At 68.0% G+C, this 24,786-nt stretch carries 18 protein-coding genes and 3 rRNA genes; 7 read left to right on the top strand and 14 right to left on the bottom strand.

Annotated elements, in window-relative coordinates:
- Positions 1-129: 129 nt before the first annotated feature.
- Complete coding sequence (locus ACQP0N_RS26260) at positions 130-1,680, bottom strand: alkaline phosphatase D family protein (protein ID WP_433114900.1); 1,551 nt, start codon at positions 1,678-1,680, stop codon at positions 130-132.
- A gap of 160 nt (positions 1,681-1,840) precedes the next feature.
- On the opposite strand from ACQP0N_RS26260, the gene ACQP0N_RS26265 reads away from it, so the two are divergent.
- The 3 genes from ACQP0N_RS26265 to sigJ all read left to right on the top strand — a co-directional run bounded on the left by ACQP0N_RS26265 (position 1,841) and on the right by sigJ (position 4,400).
- Positions 1,841-2,992, top strand: a complete 1,152-nt coding sequence (locus tag ACQP0N_RS26265; protein WP_433114902.1) for an acyltransferase family protein — start codon at positions 1,841-1,843, stop codon at positions 2,990-2,992.
- A gap of 101 nt (positions 2,993-3,093) precedes the next feature.
- The gene (locus ACQP0N_RS26270) at positions 3,094-3,528 is read left to right on the top strand and encodes a carboxymuconolactone decarboxylase family protein (protein ID WP_433121825.1); all 435 of its coding nucleotides are present in this window, start codon (positions 3,094-3,096) and stop codon (positions 3,526-3,528) included.
- A complete protein-coding gene (gene sigJ / locus ACQP0N_RS26275) occupies positions 3,525-4,400 on the top strand; it encodes an RNA polymerase sigma factor SigJ (RefSeq protein WP_433114904.1) in 876 nt (291 codons plus the stop codon). The genes ACQP0N_RS26270 and sigJ overlap by 4 nt, the downstream gene beginning before the upstream one ends.
- Before the next feature lie 12 nt (positions 4,401-4,412).
- On the opposite strand, the gene ndk is transcribed toward sigJ, so the two are convergent.
- Positions 4,413-4,838 carry a nucleoside-diphosphate kinase gene (ndk, locus tag ACQP0N_RS26280; RefSeq protein WP_355053155.1) on the bottom strand — a complete coding sequence of 142 codons (426 nt, stop codon included), beginning with the start codon at positions 4,836-4,838 and terminating at the stop codon, positions 4,413-4,415.
- Positions 4,839-4,980: 142 nt separating this feature from the next.
- Between ndk and ACQP0N_RS26285 the strand changes: the two genes are divergently transcribed.
- The gene (locus tag ACQP0N_RS26285) at positions 4,981-6,483 is read left to right on the top strand and encodes a VOC family protein (RefSeq protein ID WP_433114906.1); all 1,503 of its coding nucleotides are present in this window, start codon (positions 4,981-4,983) and stop codon (positions 6,481-6,483) included.
- Between the two features lie 15 nt (positions 6,484-6,498).
- Here ACQP0N_RS26285 and ACQP0N_RS26290 read toward each other — a convergent pair whose 3' ends face one another.
- The 3 genes from ACQP0N_RS26290 to ACQP0N_RS26300 are packed head-to-tail and all read right to left on the bottom strand — an operon-like array spanning position 6,499 to position 10,942.
- Positions 6,499-6,996: a DUF4233 domain-containing protein gene (locus ACQP0N_RS26290; protein ID WP_355053153.1), complete on the bottom strand. Its 498-nt coding sequence runs from the start codon at positions 6,994-6,996 to the stop codon at positions 6,499-6,501.
- Positions 6,993-8,327 (bottom strand): bifunctional folylpolyglutamate synthase/dihydrofolate synthase, encoded by a 1,335-nt coding sequence (locus tag ACQP0N_RS26295; protein WP_355053152.1) that lies wholly within the window; start codon positions 8,325-8,327, stop codon positions 6,993-6,995. The genes ACQP0N_RS26290 and ACQP0N_RS26295 overlap by 4 nt, the downstream gene beginning before the upstream one ends.
- A complete protein-coding gene (locus tag ACQP0N_RS26300) occupies positions 8,324-10,942 on the bottom strand; it encodes a valine--tRNA ligase (protein ID WP_433114907.1) in 2,619 nt (872 codons plus the stop codon). The genes ACQP0N_RS26295 and ACQP0N_RS26300 overlap by 4 nt, the downstream gene beginning before the upstream one ends.
- A gap of 69 nt (positions 10,943-11,011) precedes the next feature.
- Here ACQP0N_RS26300 and ACQP0N_RS26305 point away from each other — a divergent pair, with 69 nt between their 5' ends.
- Positions 11,012-11,698, top strand: a complete 687-nt coding sequence (locus tag ACQP0N_RS26305; RefSeq protein WP_433114908.1) for a hypothetical protein — start codon at positions 11,012-11,014, stop codon at positions 11,696-11,698.
- 219 nt (positions 11,699-11,917) lie between these two features.
- Here the strand turns inward: ACQP0N_RS26305 and rrf are convergent.
- The 3 genes from rrf to ACQP0N_RS26320 all read right to left on the bottom strand — a co-directional run bounded on the left by rrf (position 11,918) and on the right by ACQP0N_RS26320 (position 17,123).
- Positions 11,918-12,034, bottom strand: a 5S ribosomal RNA gene (gene rrf, locus ACQP0N_RS26310).
- Between the two features lie 77 nt (positions 12,035-12,111).
- Positions 12,112-15,224, bottom strand: a 23S ribosomal RNA gene (locus ACQP0N_RS26315).
- Positions 15,225-15,608: 384 nt separating this feature from the next.
- Positions 15,609-17,123: ribosomal RNA gene (locus tag ACQP0N_RS26320) — 16S ribosomal RNA — on the bottom strand.
- Together the 16S, 23S and 5S rRNA genes form the textbook arrangement of a ribosomal RNA operon.
- 642 nt (positions 17,124-17,765) lie before the next feature.
- Between ACQP0N_RS26320 and ACQP0N_RS26325 the strand changes: the two genes are divergently transcribed.
- A complete protein-coding gene (locus ACQP0N_RS26325) occupies positions 17,766-17,990 on the top strand; it encodes a hypothetical protein (protein ID WP_433114909.1) in 225 nt (74 codons plus the stop codon).
- A 3-nt stretch (positions 17,991-17,993) separates the two neighbouring features.
- Here ACQP0N_RS26325 and ACQP0N_RS26330 read toward each other — a convergent pair whose 3' ends face one another.
- Together ACQP0N_RS26330 and ACQP0N_RS26335 are read right to left on the bottom strand one after the other, a co-directional pair.
- Positions 17,994-18,791 carry a carbon-nitrogen hydrolase family protein gene (locus ACQP0N_RS26330; RefSeq protein WP_433114910.1) on the bottom strand — a complete coding sequence of 266 codons (798 nt, stop codon included), beginning with the start codon at positions 18,789-18,791 and terminating at the stop codon, positions 17,994-17,996.
- A gap of 39 nt (positions 18,792-18,830) precedes the next feature.
- Positions 18,831-19,664 carry an EamA family transporter gene (locus tag ACQP0N_RS26335; protein WP_433114911.1) on the bottom strand — a complete coding sequence of 278 codons (834 nt, stop codon included), beginning with the start codon at positions 19,662-19,664 and terminating at the stop codon, positions 18,831-18,833.
- Between the two features lie 41 nt (positions 19,665-19,705).
- On the opposite strand from ACQP0N_RS26335, the gene ACQP0N_RS26340 reads away from it, so the two are divergent.
- Positions 19,706-20,326, top strand: coding sequence for a helix-turn-helix domain-containing protein (locus ACQP0N_RS26340; RefSeq protein ID WP_355052308.1), 621 nt, complete (start codon positions 19,706-19,708; stop codon positions 20,324-20,326).
- 27 nt (positions 20,327-20,353) lie between these two features.
- Here ACQP0N_RS26340 and clpX read toward each other — a convergent pair whose 3' ends face one another.
- The 4 genes from clpX to tig all read right to left on the bottom strand — a co-directional run bounded on the left by clpX (position 20,354) and on the right by tig (position 24,767).
- Positions 20,354-21,649, bottom strand: coding sequence for an ATP-dependent Clp protease ATP-binding subunit ClpX (clpX, locus tag ACQP0N_RS26345; RefSeq protein ID WP_145779357.1), 1,296 nt, complete (start codon positions 21,647-21,649; stop codon positions 20,354-20,356).
- A 211-nt stretch (positions 21,650-21,860) separates the two neighbouring features.
- Positions 21,861-22,523: an ATP-dependent Clp protease proteolytic subunit gene (locus ACQP0N_RS26350; protein WP_007464109.1), complete on the bottom strand. Its 663-nt coding sequence runs from the start codon at positions 22,521-22,523 to the stop codon at positions 21,861-21,863.
- A 10-nt stretch (positions 22,524-22,533) separates the two neighbouring features.
- Positions 22,534-23,175: an ATP-dependent Clp protease proteolytic subunit gene (locus ACQP0N_RS26355; protein ID WP_088988027.1), complete on the bottom strand. Its 642-nt coding sequence runs from the start codon at positions 23,173-23,175 to the stop codon at positions 22,534-22,536.
- Between the two features lie 245 nt (positions 23,176-23,420).
- Positions 23,421-24,767, bottom strand: coding sequence for a trigger factor (tig, locus tag ACQP0N_RS26360; protein WP_355052307.1), 1,347 nt, complete (start codon positions 24,765-24,767; stop codon positions 23,421-23,423).
- Between the last annotated feature and the right edge of the window lie 19 nt (positions 24,768-24,786).

Below are 24,786 nucleotides of genomic sequence, written 5' to 3' on the forward strand. Positions count from 1 at the left end.
ACCCACCCCCACCCCCGCTCCCGCTCCCGCCCCCGGTGATCAAGAGGTTTGCGTCAAATTCGCGCCGGATCCTGACGCGAACCTCTTGATCACCAGGGCGAGGCTCCGGGTGGGGTGGGGTGGGGTGGGTCAGGGGGTTGGGAGGGTGGTGGTCCAGAGGGACGCGCCGTCGCGGTCGCGTAGGTGCACCGTCAGGGCCCCGGATTCGCCGTCGATCTGGACCTCGCCGAAGTGCTGGAAGCCCTCGGCCGGGGAGGTGTTCGCGCGCGGCGGGGCGTGCACGAAGACCGCCTGCGGTCCGAACGTGCCGTCGAGGGCGTTCGGGCCGAACGCGCCGGCGTGCGCCGGGCCGGAGACGAACTCCCAGAACGGCGTGAAGTCACCGACCGCCGCGCGGGACGGGTCGTAGTGGTGCGCGGCGGAGTAGTGCACGTCGGCGGTGAGGAAGACCATGCCGGTCACCCCGGCCCGGTGGGTCGCCCGCAGCACCTCGGCGAACTCCAGCTCACGCCCGAGCGGAGCGCCCGGGTCGCCCTGCGCCACGCCCTCCTGCGCCCCCGGACCGTCCGGCACCACGACGCCGATCGGCAGGTCGTTGGCGATCACCTTCCAGGTCGCCGTGGAGCGCTTCAGCTCCCGGATCAGCCACTCCCGCTGCTCGCGGCCGAGCAGACCGCGCTTCGGGTCGGCGTACGTGTTTCCGTCGTTGGGGTCCTTGTGCGTCCGCATGTCCAGCACGAAGACGTCCAGCAGCGGCCCGTACGAGATCCGCCGGTACAGCGGCCCGTTGTCCGGCACCGGCAGCCACTCGTGGAACGCCTGGCTGGCCCGCGCGGCGAGCACGTCGACCCGCTGCTCGGTGTAGCGCGGGTCGTCCAGGATCTCCCCCGGATACCAGTTGTTGAGCACCTCGTGGTCGTCCCACTGGTTGATCTGCGGCACCGCCGCCGCGAACTCTCGCAGGTGCTCGTCGAGCAGGTTGTAGGCGAACTGTCCCCGGTACTCGGTCAGCGTCTCGGCGACCTTGCTCTTCTCCGGGGTGACCAGGTTGCGCCAGATCCGCCCGTCGGGCAGCGTCACCGACTCCACGAGCGGGCCGTCCGCGTACACGGTGTCGCCGCTGCACAGGTAGAAGTCCGGACGGGTCGCGCCCATCGCCCGGAAGATCGACAGCCCGCCGAAGTTGGGATCGATCCCCCAGCCCTGCCCGACGATGTCCCCGGTCCAGACGAACCGCACGTCCCGGCGGCGGTGCCGACCCGGGGCGGTGGTGAACGACCCGGTCGACGGCTCGCTGACCACGCCGTGCCGGTCCAGGCTCTCCACCCGCACCCGGTAGTGCAGCCGCTCGGCGTCCGGCAGGCCCCGCAGCCGGACCTTGCCGGTGAAGTCCGCGTTCGGGCCCAGCACCGGGCCACGGAGCTGCCGCGCGCCACGGAAATCGGGGCGGCGGCTCAGTTCGACGAGCATCCGGCCCGGGCGGTCGGCCCGCGTCCAGACCAGCGCCGAGTCCGCGGTCACGTCGCCGCTCTGCACCCCGTGGGTGAGCACGGGGCGTCCCGCCGGACGCCAGGCCGGAGCGGCGTTCGCGCCGGCGCCGCCCAGCAGCGCGCCGCCGGCGACTCCGGCTCCGGCCACGAGGCCGGCCCGCAGCAGGGTACGTCGATCAAGCTCGGTCATGCTTCCTCCCGGTCATGGGTTGACCCCGTGGGTGTACCGGGCGCAGATGACCGCGGCCGGCGATCCGGGTGACCGGCGACGGAACGCCTGTTGTCCGAAGGACACGAGCGGGCGGCCAGCGCGGCTTGACCCCGGTGGCGGGCTCGCGCAGACTTCGCCGGTGCGTCCGCTCAACCACGACGAGTTCCAGGCCATGCGTCGATTCCCCGCGCTGGACGGCCTGCGGGCCGTCGCGGCCGTGATGGTCTTCGCCTTCCACTTCGGCGGCCCGTCCTGGGCCTGGTTGACCGGCTGGATCGGCGTACATCTGTTCTTCGTGCTCTCCGGCTTTCTGATCACGACGCTGCTGTTGCGGGAGGAACACCGCTACGGTCGGGTCTCGCTGCGCGCCTTCTACCTGCGGCGGTTCTTCCGGATCATGCCGGTGTACCTGCTCGTGCTGTTCCTGACCTGGGGCCTGGCCCGGCTCAACGGCACCGCCGACGCGGTCGAACGCTCGCTGCGCTACTACCTGCTGCTGCTCAACGACTTCCTGCCGGCCAACGCCCCGTACCTGCACTCCTGGACGATCGGGATCGAGCAGAAGTTCTACCTGCTCTGGCCGGCGATCGCCTTCGTGCTGGTGACCGTCGCCTTCCGTCGCCGGCTCGCCGTGACCCTCGGGCTCCTCGTGCTCCTCGTCGCGCTGATCCCCCCGGAGATCGGCTGGCTGAGCTGGCCCATCCACTACGTGGCGATCCTGCTCGGCTGCCTGACGGCCGTGCTCATGCACCACCCGCGTGGCTTCGCCCTGTTCCGGCCGCTGACCCACCCGGTCACCGCCAGCGTGGTGATCGTGGCCTTCGCCGCGGTGCAGGTGGCGGTGCGGTACTGGCCGGCCCGCTTCGGCCAGGAGGCGCTGATCGGCTGCTACGCGGCGGCGGCCGCGCTGCTGCTGCCGGCGCTGCTGTCGCGCAGCGTCCTGGCCCGTGTGCTGGGGCTGCGGCCGCTGGTGTTCGTGGGCGAACGGTCGTACTCGATGTACCTGGTCCAGGCCATCGCGGCGCGGGCGGCGGTCGGGCTGCTGCCCGCGGTGGGGCAGCACAACACCACCATCTTCGTGGCCGCCGTGGTGGTGGCGTTGGTCCTCGCGGACGTGCTCTACCGCTGGGTGGAGCTACCGATGATCAAGGTGGGTCGTGACCTGGCGGCACGGGTGTCCCGACCCGTACCCCGCGACCAGGACCGCCCGTCCGGTGACGTCGACGGCGTCGTCCGGATCCCCCGGCCCCGCGAGGTGCTCCCGGACACCGTCCCCGCGACCCGCGGCTGACCCCCTCGACGTGACCGGGCTCATAGCCCCGGTTGTCACAGCGCGACCGGTCGGACCGTCGTAGCGGTGTCGAACCGATCAAGGAGGTTGCCGTGCAACGGATGAAGCTTTTCGAGGTCGCGCCGCAGGGATACCAGGCCGTGTCAGGTCTGGAGAAGTACGTCCAGGCGAACGTCGACCACACCGTGCTGGAGCTGGTCAAGCTGCGGGCGTCGATACTGAACGGCTGCGCTTACTGCGTGGACATGCACAGCCGCGACGCCCTCGCCTCCGGCGAGTCGAGCCGGCGGCTGTTCGCGGTGGCCGCCTGGCGGGAGGCGCTGTCGTTCTTCGACGAGCGGGAGCAGACCGCGCTGGCGCTCACCGACGCGGTGACCCGGCTCGGCGAGCACGGGGTGTCGGACGAGGTGTGGGACGCCGCCGCGAAAATCTGGTCGGAGAAGGAGTTGGCCGATCTGGTCCTCGCGATCGCCACAATCAACGTGTGGAATCGCATCGCCGTGACGACGCACACGGAGCCCCCGGCGCAGGTGTGACGACCGAGGCGGCAGCGGCGGCCGGTGCGCTCCAGGCGCACCGGCCGATGCTGCTCGGACTCGCCTACCGGCTGCTCGGCAGTCGACACGACGCCGAGGACGTGCTCCAGGAGACGTACCTGCGCTGGTTGGGCGTGGACCGCTCGACGGTGGCCGAGCCCCGCCGCTACCTGTCCCGGGTGGTGACCCGGCTCGCGCTGGACCGGCTGCGGGCCCGGCAGGCGGCCCGCGAGACGTACGTCGGACCGTGGCTGCCCGAGCCCGTGCCGACCGAACCCTCGCCGTTCGGCCCGCTGGACCGAGCGGAGCTGCGGGACTCGCTGTCCACCGCGCTGCTGCACGTGCTGGAACGGCTGACGCCGCCGGAGCGCGCCGTGTACGTCCTGCGCAGCGCGTTCGACCTGCCGTACGCCGAGATCGCGGAGATCCTGGACCGGACCCCGCAGGACTGCCGTCAGCTGTACCACCGGGCGACCACGCGCGTACGTCAGGAGGACCGCCGCTTCACGACCAGCCGGTCCGAGCGTGAGCGGTTGCTGGAGGCGTTCCTCGCCGCCGCCCGGAACGGGGACCTGGCGACGCTCACGCACCTGATGGCCGCGGACGTCACGGCGTGGAACGACGGCGGCGGTCACGTCCGCTCCGCGCGCAACCCGGTGCGGGGCGCGGACCGGGTCGCCCGCTTCTACGCCGGGATCTGGGGCCCGCGCCGTGGGTGGACGGCGCGTCGGCTGGAGTTGAACGGCGAACCGGGCATCCTGCTCACCCGCGCCGACGGCGGCCGGTACACGCTGACCGTCGCCGCGGCAGCCGGCCGGATCACCGAGGTCTTCGTGGTGGGCAACCCGGAGAAGCTGCCCCCGGCCGACTGAACCGCGAGGCCGTCAGCCCAGCTCGGGGAACCAGAGCGCGATCTCGCGCTTGGCGCTGTCCGGCGAGTCGGAGGCGTGCACCAGGTTCTCCCGGTTGGAGAGCGACAGGTCACCCCGGATGGTGCCGGCGGCGGCCTTGCGGCCGTCGGTCGCGCCGACCAGCCCACGGACCACGTCGATGACCTGGTCGCCGGAGAGGACCAGGGCGACCAGCGGCCCGCCGGTCATGAAGTCCTTCAGCGGCGGGTAGAACGCCTTGTCGACGTGCTCGGCGTAGTGCGCGTCCGCGAGCGCGGCGTCCATGGTCCGGTGCACCATCGCGTCGATCCGCAGCCCTTTGCGCTCGAAGCGGGAGAGGACCTCGCCGACCAGGCCGCGGCGGACCGCGTCGGGCTTGATCAGCACGAGGCTGCGCTCTTCCGGGCTGTCGTTGGACACGCTGGGTTCCTCCTGTACGCGCAGAACGCTTGGGCTCGGTACGGTCAGCCTAGCGACCCGGTCCCGGCGCCGGCGCGGCGGCCGGTCTTTCCTCCGGTGGCCGATCCGGCCTAGCCTGGCCCTGACCCCCGGGAGGTCCACTGTGGCGAATGGCGGGAACCGGCCCATCGCGCCGGTACGCAAGCTGATCGGCACGGTGCTCGGCACCGTGGCCACCTTCGTCGTCCTCTTCGGGCTGGGCATGACGAGCTGGGCCATCGTCGCGCTCGGCGTCGCCCTGCTGGTGCTGGCGATCGCGCTGGCCACCGTGAAGGGCGGCGGACGCACCTGGGTGGTCGGCGTGGCGCACGTGCACAGCGCCTCCGAACCACCCACCCAGTACGCATTCGGCCGGTGCGAGCTGCAACTGGTCATCGACGCGCCCGGCCTGCCGCCCCGATCCAAGAAGATCATCGAGCCGCGGGTGCCGGTCTCCAAGTGGCCGTCGTTGGGCCAGACCCTGCCCATCCGGGTGGCGCTCGACGACCAGCGGCACGTCAAGGTTCTCTGGGACGAGGTGCCGACCCACGCCGAGACCGCCGCGGCCGTCGCGGACCTGCCGCCCGAGTTCGGCGACATCGACCCCGTGGACGAGGTGCTGATCGAGCAGGACGCCCCGCCGTGGGCGGACCGCGCGCCCGACGACGACTTCCGGGACGCGCGCGGCGGCGACCCGTTCGGCCCTGACCCGTTCGGCGACCCGCGCGGCCCCGATCCGTTCCGCGACCAGCGCGGCGGCGACCCGTTCCGCGACCAGCTCGGCCCCGACCCCCTGCGCGACGACCGGTCCGTCGTATCCGACGAGCGCGAGCCGGTGGTGGTGAGCCAGACCCCGGGCGGCCCGGTGGTCCTCGAAGGCGTCGTCGTCGAGCAGCAGCCCGGTTCGGGACTGCCCCGCCGGGCCACTCCCGCACCCCGGCCTCCGGCCGAGGAGCACTTCGACCAGCCCGACGTCGACCCGGCCGACCCGGACGACGTCCGTGCCGCCGAGTCCGACGACGACCGCGTGGACGCGGCAGCGCAGGCCCGGTCCGCGCCGAGCGCGGACCGGCCGGCCGACGCCCCGCCGGCGCAGCGGACCGGCCCGCTCGCTACCGACCCGCTGGACCCGCTGGACCTGCCGCTTGACGACCCGACCCCGGCGGGAGCGGCCCGCGAGACCGTCACCGCCGAGGCCCTGGACGAGGCGATCTTCGGGTACGACGGAGCGTCGGCGGCGGATCCGGCCGGTCCCATCAGCGGCGTCGGCCTGACCCTGCTGGTCACCGACCTGGCCCGGTCGCTCGGTTTCTACCGGGACATGCTCGGCTTCACCGAGGTCGACCAGGGCACCGGCAACGCGGTGCTCGCCTTCGGCTCGACCCGGCTGGTGCTGCGCGAGGTGACCGGGGCGGCGCCCATCAGTCGCCGGCTCGTGCACGTCAACCTCGAGGTGGACGACATCGAGGCGGCGTACGGACGGCTGCGCGGATCCGGTGTCCGCTTCACGTACGCCCCACGCGTGGTCAACCGGGGCAGCAGGCTGGAGGTGTGGGCGGCGGCCTTCCGGGACCCGGACGGCCACGGCATCGCCCTGACCCAGTGGCGCGAACGCGCCGACGCCTGACCGGACCCTCGGGCGTCAGCCGAGGATGACCCGGCGGACGTGCAGCGCGTACGCCCAGACCAGCGCGAAGATGATGCCCAGCACGAGCAGCGACCAGTGCAACAGCCCGGCCAGCATCAGCAGGCCCTGCAACACGGTGCCGGCGTGCCAGGCCCAGGGACGCCGCATCATGCCGGCCAGCAGGATGGCGGCCACCGCCAGCGCCACCACCACGGCGATCGCCGCGCCGCCCAGATCACCGCCGACCACCCGGATCGGTTGGATGGCCAGCAGCAGCACCAGCGCCTCCAGGCCGAGCGTTCCCGCGCCGAGACCCCGTACGGCCGCCTGCGGGTTCCGCAGGCCGGAGCGCCGTACCTGCCCGGCTTCCGGCTCCCCCGCCGTCGATGCGGCCGTGTCCTGGTCCAGAGCGCTCCGATCGCGGTCCGGACCGGTCGCCTCGTCGGTAGCGCGCGGGTCGCGGTCCAGGTCGGTCGCGTCGGTGGCGCGGGGGTCGCGCTCGGGGCCGGTCATCGCTTCAGCAGCCGGCGGGCGTCGGCGACCGTGACCACCGAACCCGTCACCAGGACACCGACGCCGCTGAGCTCACCGGGTACGTCCTCCTCGGCCAGCGCGACCGCCAGTTCGATCGCGTCCGGCACCTCCTCGGCCACCTCGACGCGTTCCTCGCCGAAGATCTCGACGGCGAGCGCGGCGAGCTCCTTCGTCGGCATCGCCCGTGGCGAGCTGTTGCGGGTGACCACCACGACGTCGGCCACCGGTTCCAGCAGCTCCAGCAGGCTGCTCGCGTCCTTGTCGGCGAGAACACCCACGAGCGCCACCAGCTTGCTGAACGCGAACTCCTCCTGGAGCGCGGTCACCGTCGCGGCCATGCCGTGCGGGTTGTGCGCACCGTCCAGCAGGACGGTCGGGGCGCTACGGACCCGCTCCAGCCGACCCGGGGAGCTGGCCGTGGCGAACCCCTCCCGGACGGCTTCGACGTCCAACTGCCGGCGGGCCCCGGCACCGAGGAACGCCTCCACGGCGGCGAGCGCCACTGCGGCGTTCTGTGCCTGGTGCGCGCCGTGCAGGGGGATGAACACGTCGTCGTAGACACCGCCGAGGCCCTGCAGCTTGAGCACCTGCCCACCGACGGCGACCGCCCGGCTCAGCACGCCGAACTCGGCGCCCTCGCGGGCGATGGTGGCGCCCACCTCCGAGCAGCGTTCGAGGAGGGGACGCGCGGCCTCCTCCTCCTGCGCCGCCGAGATCACGGTGGCGCCCGGGTGGATGATGCCGGCCTTGGCCAGCGCGATGTCCTGGAGCGTGTCGCCGAGCCACTCGGTGTGGTCGAGGCCGATCGGAGTGATCACGCAGACGCCGGCCTGGATGACGTTCGTGGCGTCCTCGGCGCCACCGAGACCCACCTCGACCACGGCGATGTCGACAGGCGCGTCGGCGAACGTCGCGAACGCCAACGCGGTTGTCATGTCGAAGTACGTCAGCGGCTCGTCCGAGCGCGCGTCGACCAGCTCCGCCAGCGGCTTGATCTCCCCGTACACCGCGGCGAAGCGCTCCTCGCTCACCGGTTCGCCGTCCAGGCTGATCCGCTCCCGGACGGTCTCCAGGTGCGGACTCGTGTACCTGCCGGTGTGCAGCCCGAACGCCCGCAGCAGCGAGTCGATCATCCGTGCGGTGGACGTCTTGCCGTTGGTGCCGGTGAGGTGGATCGACGGGTACGCCCGCTGCGGACTCCCGAGCAGGTCGAGCAGCGACTCGATACGGTCCAGCTCGAACACCATGCGGGTGAAACCGCGGGCGTTCAGCTCGGCTTCGGCGGCGGCGAAATCGGTACGGTCGGTCACGAGGTAAGCGTCTCCAGAGCGGCGTCGATCCGGACCAGGTCGGCCTCGGCGGTGGCGAGCCGGTCGCGGATCTTCGCGACGACCGGCTCGGGGGCCTTGCCGATGAAGGCCGGGTTGTCGAGCTTCGCCCGGGCCTGCGCGACCTCCTTCTGGGCGGCCGCGCGGTCCTTGGTCAGCCGGGCCCGCTCGGCGGCCACGTCGATCGACCCCCGGGTGTCCAACGCGACACCCACCGCGCCGGGCATGGCCAACGTCGCGCTGGCCTGGAAGTCGTCACCGGCCGGGTCGAGGCGAACCAGCGACCGGATCAGCGGCTCGTGGGCCGCGATGCCGGCCCCGGCCAGCCCGTCGAGGCGGGCCGCGACCCGCTGCGTCGGGCGTAGCCCCTGGTCGGAACGGAACCGGCGGATCTCGGTGACGACCCGCTGCACGGCGGCCAGCTCGACCTCGGCGGCGTCGTCGACCAACGACCGGTCGGCCACCGGCCAGGCGGCGGCCTGCACCGTCTCGCCGCCGGTCAGCGCGAGCCACAACTCCTCGGTGACGAACGGGATGACCGGGTGCAGCAGCCGCAGCAGCTGGTCGAGCACGTGGCCGAGAACCCGGCGGGTCACGTCGGCCCGCTCACCGCCCTCGGCGAGCACCGGCTTGCTCAGCTCGACGTACCAGTCGCAGACGTCGTCCCAGGCGAAGTGGTAGAGCAGATCACAGACCTTGGCGAACTCGTACGCCTCGAACTGCTCGTCGACCTCGGCGGTGACGTGCGCCAGCCGGGACAGGACCCACCGGTCGACGGTGGAGAGCTGCTCGACGGGCGGCAGCTCGCCGGTCGTGTGCGCGCCGTTCATCAACGCGAACCGGGTGGCGTTCCAGAGCTTGTTGCAGAAGTTGCGCGAGCCCTGGCACCACTCCTCGCTGACCGGCACGTCCTGGCCGGGGTTCGCGCCCCGGGCCAGCGTGAACCGGGTGGCGTCGGCGCCGTACCTGTCGATCCAGTCCAGCGGGTCGACCACGTTGCCGAACGACTTCGACATCTTCTTGCCGAACTGGTCACGCACCATCCCGTGCAACGCGACCACATCGAAGGGAGGCCGGCCGTCCATCGCGTAGAGGCCGAACATCATCATCCGGGCGACCCAGAAGAACAGGATGTCGTACCCGGTGACCAGCACGCTGGTCGGATAGAACTTCGCCAGGTCCGGGGTCTCCTCCGGCCAGCCCAGGGTGGAGAACGGCCACAGGCCGCTGGAGAACCAGGTGTCCAGGACGTCCTCGTCCTGGTGCCAACCCTCGCCGGTCGGCGGCGTCTCGTCCGGGCCGACGCACACGATCTCGCCGGCCGGGCCGTACCAGACCGGGATGCGGTGCCCCCACCAGAGCTGGCGGGAGATACACCAGTCGTGCATGTTGTCGACCCAGGCGAAGTAGCGCTTCGCCAGCTCGGCCGGCTCGATACGGACCCGACCGTCGCGCACCGCGTCTCCGGCGGCCTGCGCCAGCGGGGCGGTGTTGACGAACCACTGCAGCGACAGCCGCGGCTCGACGGTCGTCTTGCAACGCGAACAGTGACCGACGGCGTGCACGTACGGGCGCTTCTCGGCGACGATCCGGCCCTGCTCGCGGAGCGCGGCCACGATTGCCGGCCGCGCCTCGAACCGGTCCAGTCCCTCGAACGGGCCGGGCACGGTGATCACGCCGCGCTCGTCCATGACGGTCAGCGAGGGCAGGTCGTGCCGCTGGCCGATCTCGAAGTCGTTCGGGTCGTGGGCGGGGGTCACCTTGACCATGCCGGTGCCGAAGGACGGGTCGACGTGCGCGTCGGCGACGATCGGGATCCGTCGGCCGGTGAGCGGCAGCTCGACCTCGGTGCCGATCAGGTGCTGGTAGCGCTCGTCGTCAGGGTGCACCGCCACGGCGGTGTCGCCGAGCATCGTCTCGGCCCGCGTGGTGGCCACCACGACCTCGTCGCTGTAGCGGATCGAGATCAGCTCACCGTCGTCGTCGGTGTGCTCGACCTCGATGTCTGACAGTGCGGTCAGGCAGCGCGGACACCAGTTGATGATCCGGTTGGCCCGGTAGATGAGGCCGTCGTCGAAGAGCTTCTTGAAGATCGTCTGGACCGCGCGGCTCAGGCCGGCGTCCATGGTGAAGCGCTCCCGCTCCCAGTCGACGGAGTCGCCGAGGCGGCGCATCTGGCCGAGGATCTTGCCACCGGACTCGGCCTTCCACTGCCAGACCCGCTCGACGAACTTCTCCCGACCGAGGTCGTGCCGCGACAGCCCCTCGGCGGCGAGCTGACGCTCGACCAGGTTCTGGGTGGCGATGCCGGCGTGGTCCATGCCGGGCAGCCACAGCGCCTCGAAGCCCTGCATCCGCTTGCGCCGGGTCAGGGCGTCCATGAGGGTGTGCTCGAACGCGTGGCCCATGTGCAGCGAGCCGGTGACGTTCGGCGGCGGGATGACGATGGTGAAGGGGGGCTTGTCGCTGTCGGCGGAGGCCCGGAAGTGCCCAGCGGCTACCCACTGCTCGTACCGCCGCTGCTCTACCTCGCCGGGCTGGTACTGGCCGGCAAGCGTCGGGGCGTCGGGGCGTCGGGCATCCAGTCTCTCGGTCACCCGACAAGTCTACGAAGGGCTTCCGCGGACCTGACGTGCGCCACCTCTCGTTCGCGTACGGTGTCGGCTATGTCCGACGCACATCTCACCGACCGGTCGCTCGACCACGGCCGCGAGCCGGTCGAACTGACCGAGGAGCCGATCCAGCTGAGCACTCGGGACACCGGCGGCGATCCCGACGAGCGGTCCGGTGGCTGGTCCCGCCGCCGCAGGATCGGCTGGACGGTCGCCCTGGCCGTCGGTCTCGCGGGCGCGGGTGTGCTGGGAGTCGGTGGGTGGCGTGTGGCGCAGCAGAAGGACACCCGGCTGACCTCTCCCGAGCGGGCGGCGGGGTTGACGCGGGACGACAGCGAACGCGCCAAGAGCACGGCGGACTACCTGCGCAGCGGCCTGGCCGCCGACATCGACCTGGACCGGAGCTTCGGCACCGTCTACCGCGACCCCGCCGACGACAAGCGCGCGGTCCTGATCTTCGGCGGCACGACGCTGCTCTGGCAACCCGAGCGCGACCTGGACAGCCTCTTCGGCCTGATGTCCGACGAGACCGGGGCGGTGACAGGGCTGCGCGAGGTGCCCGCGGGCAAGCTGGGTGGCGTCATGAAGTGCGGCAGCACGAGCGGTGAGGGCGGCGACTTCGCGGTGTGCGGTTGGGCCGACCACGGCAGCGTCGTGATGGCGATGTTCCCCGGCAGGTCGGTGACCGACGCGGGCGCCCTCCTGGGCGACCTCCGCAACGAAATGCAATCCCGAACCTAACCCCTCCAGCTCCCCGCCAGACTCCCCCTCGCCCCGCCCTCGGCGGGTTGATCATGAAGTTGTTGCCACTGTCGTCGGCGGGTCGAGGCACTAACTTCATGATCACCGGCGCTGGGCGGGACAGGAACCGAGGCCGGGGGCGCCGAGCGCGGGTGGGGATTGTGGTGGGGGGATGCAGAAATGGCCACCCCCGATGGGGGTGGCCATTTCTGGAAGATTGTCCGGCGGTGTCCTACTCTCCCACACCCTCACGAGTGCAGTACCATCGGCGCTGGAGGGCTTAGCTTCCGGGTTCGGAATGTGACCGGGCGTTTCCCCTCCGCCATGACCGCCGTAACTCTATGAACATATCAACCATCACCAACACGGGTGGGTGTTTGTTCAGAGTTGCACAGTGGACGCGTAGCAGCTTAGTAGTCAAGTCCTCGGCCTATTAGTACCGGTCAACTGAACCCGTTACCGGGCTTACATTTCCGGCCTATCAACCCAGTCGTCTAGCTGGGGGCCTTACCCCACCAAAGGTGGGTGGGATACCTCATCTTGAAGCAGGCTTCCCGCTTAGATGCTTTCAGCGGTTATCCCTTCCGAACGTAGCTAACCAGCCGTGCCCTTGGCAGGACAACTGGCACACCAGAGGTTCGTCCGTCCCGGTCCTCTCGTACTAGGGACAGCCCTTCTCAAGTATCCTACGCGCACGGCGGATAGGGACCGAACTGTCTCACGACGTTCTAAACCCAGCTCGCGTACCGCTTTAATGGGCGAACAGCCCAACCCTTGGGACCTGCTACAGCCCCAGGATGCGACGAGCCGACATCGAGGTGCCAAACCATCCCGTCGATATGGACTCTTGGGGAAGATCAGCCTGTTATCCCCGGGGTACCTTTTATCCGTTGAGCGACACCGCTTCCACTCGCAAGTGCCGGATCACTAGTCCCGACTTTCGTCCCTGCTCGACCTGTCAGTCTCACAGTCAAGCTCCCTTGTGTACTTGCACTCAACACCTGATTGCCAACCAGGCTGAGGGAACCTTTGGGCGCCTCCGTTACCTTTTAGGAGGCAACCGCCCCAGTTAAACTACCCACCAGACACTGTCCCTGAACCGGATAACGGTCCGAAGTTAGATACCCAAATCAACCAGAGTGGTATTTCAAGATTGCCTCCACCCATACTGGCGTATGGACTTCACCGGCTCCCACCTATCCTACACAAGCTAACTCAAGTACCAATGTCAAGCTATAGTAAAGGTCCCGGGGTCTTTCCGTCCTGCCGCGCGTAACGAGCATCTTTACTCGTACTGCAATTTCGCCGGGCCTGTGGTTGAGACAGTGGGGAAGTCGTTACGCCATTCGTGCAGGTCGGAACTTACCCGACAAGGAATTTCGCTACCTTAGGATGGTTATAGTTACCACCGCCGTTTACTGGCGCTTAAGTTCTCCGCTTCGCCCCCGAAAGAGCTAACAGGTCCCCTTAACGTTCCAGCACCGGGCAGGCGTCAGTCCATATACATCGAATTACTTCTTCGCATGGACCTGTGTTTTTAGTAAACAGTCGCTTCCCCCTGCTCTCTGCGGCCATACAACGCTCCACCCGCGCGGGGCTTCACGTCTCCGGCCCCCCTTCTCCCTAAGTTACGGGGGCAATTTGCCGAGTTCCTTAACCACAGTTCGCCCGATCGCCTCGGTATTCTCTACCTGACCACCTGTGTCGGTTTGGGGTACGGGCCGCTAAGAACTCGCTAGAGGCTTTTCTCGGCAGCATAGGATCACTGACTTCACCTGAATCGGCTCGGCATCACGTCTCAGCCTCCATGTGTCGCGGATTTGCCTACGACACGGCCTACACGCTTACCCCGGCACAACCACCGGCCGGGCTCAGCTACCTTCCTGCGTCACCCCATCGCTTGACTACTACCCGCCAGGTTCCCACGCTCCCCAACCTTGACCCGAAGGTCGCAGCCGGTTTGGGTGGTTAGCACAACGAGGTTCATCAGGGACGCTCTTTCGCGGGTACGGGAATATCAACCCGTTGTCCATCGACTACGCCTCTCGGCCTCGCCTTAGGTCCCGACTCACCCAGGGCGGATTAGCCTGGCCCTGGAACCCTTGGTCATCCGGCGGAAGGGTTTCTCACCCTTCTTTCGCTACTCATGCCTGCATTCTCACTCGTGCCGCGTCCACAACTGGGTCACCCCGCTGCTTCACCCCCGGCACGACGCTCCCCTACCCATCCACACACCTGCACAAGGAATCAAGTCCAAGCGAGGTTAAAATGTGAATGCCACAGCTTCGGCGGTGTGCTTGAGCCCCGCTACATTGTCGGCGCGGAACCACTTGACCAGTGAGCTATTACGCACTCTTTAAAGGGTGGCTGCTTCTAAGCCAACCTCCTGGTTGTCTATGCGACCCCACATCCTTTTCCACTTAGCACACGCTTAGGGGCCTTAGCTGGTGATCTGGGCTGTTTCCCTCTCGACTACGAAGCTTATCCCCCGCAGTCTCACTGCCGCGCTCTCACTTACCGGCATTCGGAGTTTGGCTGATTTCGGTAAGCTTGTGGGCCCCCTAGACCATCCAGTGCTCTACCTCCGGCAAGAAACACGCGACGCTGCACCTAAATGCATTTCGGGGAGAACCAGCTATCACGGAGTTTGATTGGCCTTTCACCCCTAACCACAGGTCATCCCCCAACTTTTCAACGTTGGTGGGTTCGGCCCTCCACGCGGTCTTACCCGCGCTTCAGCCTGCCCATGGCTAGATCACTCCGCTTCGGGTCTAGAGCATGCGACTAAAGCGCCCTATTCAGACTCGCTTTCGCTACGGCTCCCCCACACGGGTTAACCTCGCCACATGCCACTAACTCGCAGGCTCATTCTTCAAAAGGCACGCCGTCACCCCGCAAGGCTCCGACGGATTGTAGGCGAACGGTTTCAGGTACTATTTCACTCCCCTCCCGGGGTACTTTTCACCATTCCCTCACGGTACTCGTCCGCTATCGGTCACCAGGAAGTATTTAGGCTTACCAGGTGGTCCTGGCAGATTCACGGCAGATTTCAGGGGTCCGCCGCTACTCGGGAACACCCACAGAAGGTCAACAGCTTTCACCTACCGGACTCTCACCGTCTACGGTCAGCCATTCCAGACTGTTCGACTAGCCATCAACTTTGTAACTTCTCCAACAGATGTCAGTCTGTTGAGCAGGGTCCCACAACCCCGACCACGCAACCCCTGACAGGTATCACACGCAGCCGGTTTAGCCTCAATCCGCTTTCGCTCGCCACTACTCACGGAATCACTAAATTGTTTTCTCTTCCTACGGGTACTGAGATGTTTCACTTCCCCGCGTTCCCTCCACACACCCTATGTGTTCAGGTGTGGGTGACACCACATGACTGGTGCCAGGTTTCCCCATTCGGACACCCTGGGATCACAGCTTGGTTGACAGCTCCCCCAGGCCTATCGCGGCCTCCCACGTCCTTCATCGGCTCCTGGTGCCAAGGCATTCACCGTTCGCCCTTGACAACTTGACCACAAAGATGCTCGCGTCCACTGTGCAATTCTCAACAAACAACCAACCCACAACCCAACACGCCCCACACCAAACCCGAACCAACGTTCGGCGGTATGTGAGGCCAGGCCATGCCTGGCAGACTCCCAGCCCCCACCAAGGAGGGCCGGCCAAGTCTCCGAAAGAAACAACCAAAGGTTGTTCTTTCAGGACCCAACAGGGTGCTTACATCCTTCCCCAGCCGCACCAGAACCCATCCGTTCCCACCACCCGAGGGTGGCTGTACTAGGTAGTCCCGGCCGTTGCCACGGACAGACTTGCCAGTGTCTCCGCCATCTGAGCACCCCGGTCCAACATTCGTGGACCGCGGGCTCCTTACCACCTTTCGGTGGAAGGTGCTCCTTAGAAAGGAGGTGATCCAGCCGCACCTTCCGGTACGGCTACCTTGTTACGACTTCGTCCCAATCGCCAGCCCCACCTTCGACGGCTCCCTCCACAAGGGTTGGGCCACCGGCTTCGGGTGTTGCCGACTTTCGTGACGTGACGGGCGGTGTGTACAAGGCCCGGGAACGTATTCACCGCAGCGTTGCTGATCTGCGATTACTAGCGACTCCGACTTCACGGGGTCGAGTTGCAGACCCCGATCCGAACTGAGACCGGCTTTTTGGGATTCGCTCCACCTCACGGTATCGCAGCCCATTGTACCGGCCATTGTAGCATGCGTGAAGCCCTGGACATAAGGGGCATGATGACTTGACGTCATCCCCACCTTCCTCCGAGTTGACCCCGGCAGTCTTCGATGAGTCCCCGCCATAACGCGCTGGCAACATCGAACGAGGGTTGCGCTCGTTGCGGGACTTAACCCAACATCTCACGACACGAGCTGACGACAGCCATGCACCACCTGTGACCGCCCCCGAAGGACCCCCCATCTCTGGAGGTTTTGCGGCCATGTCAAACCCAGGTAAGGTTCTTCGCGTTGCATCGAATTAATCCGCATGCTCCGCCGCTTGTGCGGGCCCCCGTCAATTCCTTTGAGTTTTAGCCTTGCGGCCGTACTCCCCAGGCGGGGCGCTTAATGCGTTAGCTGCGGCACAGGGAACCGGAGAGGCCCCCCACACCTAGCGCCCAACGTTTACAGCGTGGACTACCAGGGTATCTAATCCTGTTCGCTCCCCACGCTTTCGCTCCTCAGCGTCAGTATCGGCCCAGAGACCCGCCTTCGCCACCGGTGTTCCTCCTGATATCTGCGCATTTCACCGCTACACCAGGAATTCCAGTCTCCCCTACCGAACTCTAGCCTGCCCGTATCGACCGCAGGCTTGGGGTTGAGCCCCAAGTTTTCACGGTCGACGCGACAAGCCGCCTACGAGCTCTTTACGCCCAATAAATCCGGACAACGCTCGCGCCCTACGTCTTACCGCGGCTGCTGGCACGTAGTTGGCCGGCGCTTCTTCTGCAGGTACCGTCACTTTCGCTTCGTCCCTGCTGAAAGAGGTTTACAACCCGAAGGCCGTCATCCCTCACGCGGCGTCGCTGCATCAGGCTTCCGCCCATTGTGCAATATTCCCCACTGCTGCCTCCCGTAGGAGTCTGGGCCGTGTCTCAGTCCCAGTGTGGCCGGTCGCCCTCTCAGGCCGGCTACCCGTCGTCGCCTTGGTAGGCCATCACCCCACCAACAAGCTGATAGGCCGCGAGCCCATCCCAAGCCGAAAAACTTTCCACCACCAGCCATGCGGCCAGAAGTAATATTCGGTATTAGCCCCCGTTTCCGAGGGTTATCCCAAAGCTTGGGGCAGGTTGCTCACGTGTTACTCACCCGTTCGCCGCTCGAGTACCCCGAAGGGCCTTTCCGCTCGACTTGCATGTGTTAAGCACGCCGCCAGCGTTCGTCCTGAGCCAGGATCAAACTCTCCAACAAAAAACTAGTTGAACAGCTATCCCGGCAACAAACAAATGTTGCCAAAGGAATCCCAACCAACAACCCACCAAAAGCAGGCTGCCAGTCCGGGGTATAAATCATAATTGGCACTGGCTTTACAAGCACCCTGTTGAGTTCTCAAAGAACAACCACACACCGATCAGAAGCTCCACATTCCGTGGAACCCCGTTTCGGGGCAACCTCTCAAACCTACTTGGTCGAACTTTCATTGTCAACCTCGTATTCGAGGTGATCAATCTGGTTCGTCCGGACCCACGATGACGCACGCCGTATCCGGCGGTCGTTACTCTCGTGGGAAGCCGCAGACCGGCCGATCGCCGCTGCGCGGCTCTCCGCCCGGCTCCTGCCGGCCTCAGAACTCTACCCGGTCGGCTTCGCGTCCGCAACCCCGTCTCCGAGGTGTTTCGCACCGCCCGATCTCAGTCTCGCTCGGCGTCTCCGCCACGAGCCTGGCGCCCGCTCTCGGCCGGTTTGTCCGGCCTCCCTCGTGCAGAGAGAAAGTTACGCGGACGGCCGGTAGAAGGCAAATCAGGGTTCATCACTGGTTCGGGTCACGTCGACCGGCGCGCTCTCCACCGTGGTCGGCGACGCGGCACGCGTCGGCGTGCCAGAGTGTCAGTCATGGATGAGTCCGGGCTGGGGACCGCGGTGTTCGCCGAGGAAGCACTGCTCGGCATCCTCCTGCCGTTCTGGCAACTGGTGATCGGCGCGGTCGTGCTGGTGGTCCTGTTCTTCTCGGTCGGACGTCTGGCCCGCCGCGGTAGGTCCCGGATGACAACGGCCCTGCTGGTCACCGCCGCGGTGATCGCCGGGCTTGCGACGATCGGCGTCCTGCTCGAGGGCTGACTCTCAGAGCCGGCGGTTGGCGAGGCTCGGCAGCTCGGCCCGGATCACGGACAGCCGGTCAAGGTCCAGGTCGGCGACGGCCACCCCCGGCCCGTCGGGCAGCTGGGTCAGGACCGTCCCCCACGGGTCGACCACCATGCTGCGTCCGAAGCAGGTGCGGCCCGGCTCGTGGTCACCGGTCTGACCGGCCGCCGCCACGAAGCACTGGTTCTCGATCGCCCGGGCCCGGAGCAGGACCTCCCAGTGGTCCCGCCCGGTGTGCATCATGAACGCCGCCGGCACCACCAGGAGCTGAGCGCCGCCCTCGGTGGCGAGCCGCCGGTACAGCTCCGGGAAGCGCAGGTCGTAGCAGATCGACAGCCCGACCCGGAGGCCCTCCACGTCCACCACGACGGGTTGGGTGCCGGGCGCGACGGTCTCCGACTCCCGGTAGGAGACGCGACCGGGGATCTCCACGTCGTACAGATGGATTTTGCGGTAGCTCGCGGCCAGGCTGCCGGCGCGGTCGAAGACCAGCGAGGTGTTCCAGGTGTGCGCGGGGTCCGGGCCGGCTTCGTGGAACGACCCGGCCAGCACCCACATGCCCAGCCGCCGTGCGACCCCGGCGAAGAAACTGCCCACCTCGCCGCCGACCGGCTCCGGCTCGGGCAGACCGGCCTCCGGGCCGAGATAGTCGACGTACTCGGGAAGGATGGCCAGGTCCGCGCCGCCGTCGGCGGCGCGTTCCAGCAGCAGCTCCGCGGCGGCCAGGTTGGCCTTGCGGTCGTCCCGGGCATTGAGCTGGCAGACGGCGACGCGCATGAGAGAAGGGTACGACCGGACCGGCCGGTCTGGACAGCCTCAGATGCTCGCCAGCACGAGAGCCCCCGCCGCGAACCCGAGGCCGGCGACCTGGACCGGCCGCAGCCGTTCGCGATCGACGGCGAGCGCGAGCAGTACCGTGCTCGCGGGGTAGAGCGCGGCGATCGCCGCCACGATGCTGAGGTGTCCTCGCGCGGCAGCGGCCAGGAAGAGCGCGTTGGCGGCGCTGTCGAGCAGACCGGCGAGGGCCGCCCAGCCGAGCACCCGCCGGCCGAGCCGCAGTCGCACACCGGTGCCGGCGGCGAGGAGCAGACCGAACGCGATCGAGCTGGTCCGGACCGCGGCCACCGGCCACATGCCCGCGCTCTCGCTGGCCTGACCGAGCAGGGTGAAGAAGACGCCGAAGAGCGCGCCGGCCGCGAGGGCGAGCCCCACCAGTCGGGCCGGAACCCTCGAGCGACCACCGCCCTCGCCGAGGCTGACCAGGGCGATCGCCACCACCGCGAGGCCGGCGCCGGTGAGCGCCGGAGCGCCGGGGAAGGTGCTGGTGAACAGGCCGGCGACGATCGGCACCACGGCCGCAGTGATCGCGGTGACCGGCGCCACCACGGCCATCATCCCGCCGGCGAGCGCCCGGTAGAGCAGCACGATGCCGCCCGCGCCCGCCGTCCCCGCGAGCAGTCCCCAGGCGATGTCGGCGACCGTCGGTGACCCCGGCACCAGGAGCACCAGAGCGACCAACAGGGGGACGGTCAGCAGCTGGGAGATCACGGTCACCGCGATGGGGTCGGCGCGGCGGGACGCCTTTCCGCCGGAGAAGTCGGCGGTGCCGAACGCGACCGCGGACACCGCTGCCAGGAGAATGGGGAACATGCCACTGTCGTACCATAATAGTGACCGTGAAGGATAGTTTGATGACCGACGCAGGTGGCCGGGTCAGTGCGGTGACGGCCGCGGTGGCCCGGCAGGTACGGGAGCTGCGCGCCGCCCGGGGCTGGTCCTTCGAGGAGTTGGCCGGCCGGTCCGGCGTGAGCAAGGCGATGCTCGTACAGATCGAGAGCGCACGCACCAACCCCAGCGTCGGCACGCTGTGCCGGGTCGCCGACGCGTTCGGCGTCAACATCGCCCGGCTGCTCGAGCCCGACGAGGAGCAGACCGTGCGGATCAGCTCCACGGCCGAGGCGCCCGTGCTCTGGCAGGGCGAGCACGGCGGCACCGCCCACCTTCTCAGCGGGCTCGGCGAACCCGACCTCGTCGAGTTGTGGGACTGGCGGCTGGAACCCGGAGAGCGACACCGCTCCGCCGACCACCCCCGGGGTACCCGGGAGGTCCTGCACGTCCTCGCCGGGGCGGTGGTCGTCCACGTGGACGGGCAGGATCACGCCGTACGGGCCGGGGACACGATCGAGTTCCACGCCGACCGGGAGCACGGCTACCGCAACGACGCCGACGAACCGGCTCGGCTGATGATGGTGACGGTCACCCCGTCGGGTGAGTGGGACCGCCGGACACGGTCACGCCGGCCGCGTCAGTGACGGACGGCCGGCGTGACGTGAGGAGGATCAGGCCGACTTCTCCTCGCGGTCCCGCCGGGCCCGACGCCCGGTGAACTCGCGCGGAACGATCGTCGGGTTGACGTTCTCCAGGACGACCTCGCGGGTGATCAACACCCGGGCGGCGTCGGGGTTGCTCGGGACCTCGTACATCGCGGAGAGCAGGACCTCCTCGATGATGGCCCGCAGGCCACGGGCGCCGGTGCCCCGCAGCATGGCCTGGTCGGCGATGGCCTCCAGCGCCGGCTCGTCGAACTCCAGCTCGACGCCGTCCAGCTCGAACAGGCGCTGGTACTGCCGGACGAGGGCGTTGCGCGGCTCGGTGAGGATGCGCACCAGGGCGCTGCGGTCCAGGCTGCGCACGTTGGTGATCACGGGAAGCCGGCCGACGAACTCGGGGATCAGCCCGAACTTGAGCATGTCCTCCGGCATGACCTGGCTGAAGATGTCGTCGGTCGACCGCTCGGACACCGACCGCAGGCGGGCGCCGAAGCCGGTGCCACCCTGCCCGGTGCGGGACTCGATGATCTGGTCGAGGCCGGCGAACGCGCCACCGCAGATGAACAGCACGTTCGTGGTGTCGATCTGGATGAACTCCTGGTGCGGGTGCTTGCGGCCGCCCTGCGGCGGGACGTTGGCGACCGTGCCCTCCAGCATCTTGAGCAGGGCCTGCTGCACACCCTCGCCGGAGACGTCGCGGGTGATCGACGGGTTCTCCGACTTACGGGCGATCTTGTCGACCTCGTCGATGTAGATGATGCCGGTCTCGGCGCGCTTGATGTCGTAGTCGGCGGCCTGGATCAGCTTGAGGAGGATGTTCTCCACGTCCTCGCCGACGTAGCCCGCCTCGGTCAACGCGGTGGCGTCGGCGATGGCGAACGGGACGTTCAGCATCCGGGCGAGGGTCTGCGCCAGGTGGGTCTTGCCGCACCCCGTCGGGCCGAGCAGCAGGATGTTGGACTTGGCCAGCTCGACGGCGTCACTGCCGGAGCCCGGCGCGTTGGCCGCCTCTGCCTGGATGCGCTTGTAGTGGTTGTAGACCGCGACGGCGAGCGCCTTCTTGGCCTGGTCCTGCCCCACGACGTAGTTGTCGAGGAACTGGCAGATCTCCATCGGCTTGGGAAGCTCTTCCCACTTCACCTCGCCGGACTCGGCCAGCTCCTCTTCGATGATCTCGTTACAGAGATCGATGCACTCGTCGCAGATGTAGACCCCTGGGCCCGCGATGAGCTTCTTGACCTGCTTCTGCGACTTACCGCAGAAGGAGCATTTCAGTAGGTCGCCGCCGTCACCGATCCGTGCCACCTACGTTCTCCCTGCACTCATCGGCCGGAGACCCGGCCCTGACCTGCGGACGCTGCGCGCCGCCCGGCTTGGTTCGCTTCGCTGGCCCGACCGGCGAAGCGGTACGGACCCGACGTTACCCGTTGGCGGGGCATTCTCCGACCCCCAAAACGGGTGTGTCAGAGGCCGGCCGGGAACTTCACGCCCCGGCCAACCTCTGACCCGGTACAGCTCAGCTGGCGGAGTGGGTCGCCAGCAGACCCTTCTTGCGGCTGGTCAGAATCGTGTCCACCAGCCCGTACTCCTTGGACTCCTCGGCCGTCATGATCTTGTCACGGTCGATGTCCTTGCGGACCTGCTCGATCGGGCGGTTGCAGTGGCGGGACAACATGTCCTCCAACTGCGTCCGCATCCGCAGGATCTCCCGGGCCTGGATCTCGATGTCCGAGCCCTGCCCGTAGCCGCCCTCGGTGGCCGGCTGGTGGATGATGATCCGCGAGTTCGGAAGCGCCATCCGCTTACCCGCGGTGCCCGCCGACAGCAGCACGGCCGCGGCGCTGGCCGCCTGCCCGAGGCAGACCGTCTGGATGTCGGGGCGGACGTACTGCATGGTGTCGTAGATCGCCGTCATCGCGGTGAAGGAGCCACCCGGCGAGTTGATGTACATGATGATGTCGCGGTCCGGGTCGGTGCCCTCCAGCGTGAGCAGCTGGGCCATCACGTCGTTGGCCGACGCGTCGTCCACCTGAACACCGAGGAAGATGATCCGGTCCTCGAAGAGCTTGTTGTACGGGTTCGACTCCTTGACCCCGTACGACGTGCGCTCGACGAACGACGGCAGCACGTAGCGGTTGTGCACGGCCGCGAACTGGGGCGGCAGGCTCAGGTCGGTCATCGTCAGCTCCTCAGCTCAGGGTCCCGGCGCCATCCGGAACCTGAGCGGCCCCGATGATCACCTTGTCGATGAAGCCGTAGTCCATGGCCTCCTGGGCGGTGAACCAACGGTCCCGGTCCGAGTCCGCCTCGATCTGCGACTGGTCTTGGCCGGTGTGGTGCGCGACCCGCTCCTGGAACATCCGCTTCGTGTAGAGCATCTGCTCCGCCTGGATGGCGATGTCGGACGCCGTGCCGCCCAGACCACCGGACGGCTGGTGCATCATGATCCGGGCGTGCGGCAGGGCGTAACGCTTGCCCTTGGTGCCCGCGCAGAGCAGCAGCTGACCCATCGAGGCCGCCATGCCCATCGCCACGGTCGACACGTCGTTGTCGATGAACTGCATGGTGTCGTAAATCGCCATGCCCGAGTAGACCGAGCCACCCGGCGAGTTGATCCACAGGTTGATGTCGCGGTCCGGGTCCTCCGCGGCGAGCAGCAGCAGCTGCGCGCAGATGCGGTTGGCGACCTGGTCGGTCACCTCACTGCCCAGGAAGATGATGCGCTCCTTGAGCAACCGGTTGTAGACCGAGTCGTCGAGGTTGCCAATGGAGTCGCCACCGCGCGCGTCAATCGCCCGGAGCGACTTCTTGGGGATGTGCATGTCGGTCATGGCAGCCCTTCGCTCTCCGTACCGTCTTTCCCGACACTAACCGCTGTGCGGGGCCGCAGAGTCCCGGTCGGGGCACTGTTCGCTCTCAGCGCAGCTGTGTCGGGCACCCGCGGCGCGGGCCTTCCGGGCGTACCCCGGCAGCGCTCAACTCCGGACGTACCCGGCAGCGCTCAACTCCGGGTGTCCCCGGAAAGGGTTTGGCCGCCGTGCACCGCGCAGCGGCGGACGGCGGCCGCACCCGACGATCAGTGCTCGTGGTTGTGCTCGGCCTCGTTGGCGGCGCGCAGCGCGTCCAGGGTGACCGGGTTGCCGGCCGAGTCCTTGATCGTGATGCGCTCCATGACGGCCGCGAGCGCCTTGCCGCGCCGGACGTCACCGAAGACCGCGGCGGCGGCGCCGGAGCGCACCAACTGGTCGTAGTACTGCTGCGGGGCCATCCCGGCGCGCTGCGCCCGGTGCACGATCTCGTGCCCGAACTCGTCGTCGGAGACCTGCACGTCCTCCGCGTCGGCCAGCGTGTCGAGCAGGAGCTGCACCTTGACGCCCTCGGTGGCCGCCTCGGTCAGCTCGGCGTCGATCTGCTCCTCGGTCTTCTCCTCGGCCGCCAGGTATTCCTCCAGGGAGGCGCCGATCCGCTCGAGCTGGTCGACCATCGCCTGCTTGCGGCTGGCGACCTCCTCACGCACGACACCCTCCGGCGCCGGCACCTCGGCGGTCTCGACCAGCTGCGCCAGCGCCTTGTCCCGGGCGGCGTAGATCTGCTCGACCTGCTTGCCCTGGGTGACCCGGGACCGCAGGTCGCCGCGCAGCTCCTCGATCGTGTCGAACTCGCTGGCCATCTGCGCGAACTCGTCGTTCAGCTCCGGCAGCTCCTTCTCCTTGACCGTGCGCACGGTCACCGCCACGTCGGCGTCGCGGCCGGCGAAGTCGCCGCCCACGAGCTGGGTGGTGAAGGTGGTGCTGTCGCCGGCGGCGAGGCCGACCACGGCCTCGTCCAGGCCCGGCAGGAGCTGCTTGCTGCCCACCTCGTGGGAGATGTTGCTGGCCTGACCGCCCGGCACGTCCTCGCCGTCGACGGTCGCGTTCAGGTCGATCTGCACGTAGTCGCCCTCGGCGGCGGCCCGCTCGACCGTCTTCAGGGTGGCGAACCGCTCCCGCAGGTTCTTGACCTGCTCGTCGATCTCGCTGTCGTCGATCTGCAGCTCGTCGACGGTCACCTCGATGGTGGACGCGTCCGGGATGGTGATCTCCGGACGGACGTCGACCTCGGCGGTGAAGTTCAGCGAGTCACCGTCGTTGAACTCGGTGATCTCGACCTCGGGACGCCCCAGCGTCTTCAGGTCGTGCTCGCGTACCGCGGCCATGATGTTCTCCGGGATGGCCTCCTGGACCGCCTCGTTGAGGACGGTGCCCCGGCCCACCCGCTGGTCGATCACCGCGGTCGGCACCTTGCCCCGGCGGAAGCCCGGGACCTGGACCTGCGAACCGATCTCCCGGTACGCCTTCTTGAGGCTCGGCTCGAGCTCGACGAACGGCACCTCGATGGCGAGCCGCACGCGCGTCGGGCTCAGAGTCTCGACGGTGCTCTTCACAGGCGTACTCCTTGACGGA

The organism is Micromonospora sp. CA-246542 (assembly GCF_050942905.1).
Taxonomy (GTDB): Bacteria; Actinomycetota; Actinomycetes; order Mycobacteriales; family Micromonosporaceae; genus Micromonospora.

Coding starts and splice junctions, on each gene's coding strand:
- ACQP0N_RS26330 (WP_433114910.1), bottom strand. CDS start 18,791: ATGCGCGTCGCCGTCTGCCAGCTCAATGCCCGGGACGACCGCAAGGCC.
- ACQP0N_RS26350 (WP_007464109.1), bottom strand. CDS start 22,523: ATGACCGACCTGAGCCTGCCGCCCCAGTTCGCGGCCGTGCACAACCGC.
- ACQP0N_RS26325 (WP_433114909.1), top strand. CDS start 17,766: ATGGATGAGTCCGGGCTGGGGACCGCGGTGTTCGCCGAGGAAGCACTG.
- ACQP0N_RS26305 (WP_433114908.1), top strand. CDS start 11,012: ATGTCCGACGCACATCTCACCGACCGGTCGCTCGACCACGGCCGCGAG.
- ACQP0N_RS26340 (WP_355052308.1), top strand. CDS start 19,706: ATGACCGACGCAGGTGGCCGGGTCAGTGCGGTGACGGCCGCGGTGGCC.
- ACQP0N_RS26355 (WP_088988027.1), bottom strand. CDS start 23,175: ATGACCGACATGCACATCCCCAAGAAGTCGCTCCGGGCGATTGACGCG.
- ACQP0N_RS26270 (WP_433121825.1), top strand. CDS start 3,094: ATGAAGCTTTTCGAGGTCGCGCCGCAGGGATACCAGGCCGTGTCAGGT.
- ACQP0N_RS26260 (WP_433114900.1), bottom strand. CDS start 1,680: ATGACCGAGCTTGATCGACGTACCCTGCTGCGGGCCGGCCTCGTGGCC.
- ACQP0N_RS26335 (WP_433114911.1), bottom strand. CDS start 19,664: ATGTTCCCCATTCTCCTGGCAGCGGTGTCCGCGGTCGCGTTCGGCACC.
- ACQP0N_RS26290 (WP_355053153.1), bottom strand. CDS start 6,996: ATGACCGGCCCCGAGCGCGACCCCCGCGCCACCGACGCGACCGACCTG.